The sequence below is a fragment of the Streptomyces sp. UH6 genome, from assembly GCF_013421635.1.
Taxonomy (GTDB): Bacteria; Actinomycetota; Actinomycetes; order Streptomycetales; family Streptomycetaceae; genus Streptomyces; species Streptomyces abyssomicinicus.
Genome location: NZ_JACADT010001354.1, coordinates 1 through 1171, shown reverse-complemented (window position 1 = coordinate 1171; position 1171 = coordinate 1). Strand labels below are relative to the sequence as shown.

The window sequence follows — 1171 nt, the reverse complement described above, 5'->3', positions numbered from 1 at the left end:
GAGCGGACCCGGTCCGGCGCCCCGGTCGTCAAAGCCCGAACGATCTCGGGGGGGGCGTGCGTGAGCACGCCCCCCCGAGGCGTACCGGCGGCCCTCCGGCGTACCGGCGGCCCTCCGGCGTACCGGCGGGCAAACGCAGCGCGTACGGTCACCTTCCCGCCCCGTAGGGTGGACGTATGAACGATCGCATGGTGTGGATCGACTGCGAGATGACCGGTCTCTCGCTGTCCGACGACGCTCTCATCGAGGTGGCCGCCCTCGTCACCGACTCCGAGCTGAACGTACTCGGCGAGGGGGTGGACATCGTCATCCGTCCGCCGGACTCGGCGCTGGAGACGATGCCGGAGGTGGTGCGTCAGATGCACACCGCGTCCGGTCTGCTGACCGAGCTGGCCGGCGGGACCACCCTCGCCGACGCCGAGGAGCGGGTCCTCTCCTACATCCGTGAACACGTGAAGGACCCCGGCAAGGCCCCGCTGTGCGGGAACTCCGTCGGTACCGACCGCGGCTTCCTGCTGCGGGACATGCCGACGCTGGAAGCCTTCATGCACTACCGGATCGTCGACGTCTCCTCGGTGAAGGAGCTGGCGCGGCGCTGGTACCCGCAGGCGTACTTCAACGCCCCGGAGAAGGCCGGCAACCACCGGGCGCTGGCCGACATCCGCGAGTCGATCGCCGAGCTGCGCTACTACCGCGAGGCCGTCTTCGTCCCCCACCCGGGACCGGACTCCGCCACCGCCCGCACCATCGCCGCCAAGCACGTGGTGTCCGGCGGCTGATCCCCGCCCGGCGCCCCTTCCGGGGGCGCCGGGAAAAGGGCGGCGCGAGCACCCCTTCAGACCCTGTACACTTTTTCTCGGCCGGTCGGAAAGAAACCGCAAGGTACCGAACCGCCGGTCATGGTGGGTGTAGCTCAGCTGGCAGAGCACCTGGTTGTGGTCCAGGATGTCGCGGGTTCAAGTCCCGTCACTCACCCTGAAGTGAGGAAGGCCCCCGGGCCGGTGGAAACACCGCCCGGGGGCCTTCCTCGTGTCCGGGGACGCCGGCGCCCGGACCGGTCGACCCGGTCGCCCGGTACAGCACACGGGCCGGCCGCCCGGGACGGCCGCCCGGCCGGGAGGGAATCCCCCGGTGGCCGGCCGTCCCGGGGACGGCGTCTCAGGAGGACTGG

1 protein-coding gene and 1 tRNA gene are annotated in these 1171 nt (G+C 71.2%); both read left to right on the top strand.

Annotated features, from left to right (window positions below; genetic code table 11):
* Nucleotides 1-176 precede the first annotated feature (176 nt).
* Nucleotides 177-779, top strand: a complete 603-nt coding sequence (gene orn, locus HW445_RS31840; protein ID WP_180224235.1) for an oligoribonuclease — start codon at nt 177-179, stop codon at nt 777-779.
* Nucleotides 780-902: 123 nt separating this feature from the next.
* Nucleotides 903-975, top strand: a tRNA-His gene (locus tag HW445_RS31835).
* Nucleotides 976-1171: the final 196 nt, after the last annotated feature.